Source organism: Ectothiorhodospira mobilis (assembly GCF_016584115.1).
GTDB lineage: Bacteria > Pseudomonadota > Gammaproteobacteria > Ectothiorhodospirales > Ectothiorhodospiraceae > Ectothiorhodospira > Ectothiorhodospira mobilis.
The window spans coordinates 1-279 of the sequence record NZ_NRSK01000096.1; the positions used below are offsets into that span (position 1 = coordinate 1).

Annotated in this window: 1 protein-coding gene; it reads left to right on the forward strand. The window is 53.8% G+C overall.

All coding sequences use genetic code 11. From position 1 onward, the window contains the following. Nucleotides 1-15: 15 nt before the first annotated feature. The coding region (locus tag CKO33_RS13285) for a citrate/2-methylcitrate synthase (RefSeq protein ID WP_274600772.1) at nucleotides 16-279 on the forward strand (264 nt) is incomplete at its 3' end.

Sequence of the window (279 nt, forward strand, 5' to 3'; positions counted from 1 at the left end):
GCCTTACATCGGTCGATGAACCTTCACTTCAACGCCTTCCCACCTAACGGCCACCCAATGGCGATCATGTCGTCGATGATCAACGCGATGAGCACCCACGACCGTCCGCGAATCACTGACGAGGAGTCCTTCACTGACGCGGCGGCCAAGCTCATGTCCAAAGTAAGGACGATCGCGGCCGCTTCTTACAAGGCGTCAATTGGGGAACCAGCAATATACCCGCGCTATGACCTCAAATATGTCGAAAACTTCATGCACATGATGTTTTCTCTGCCGTAC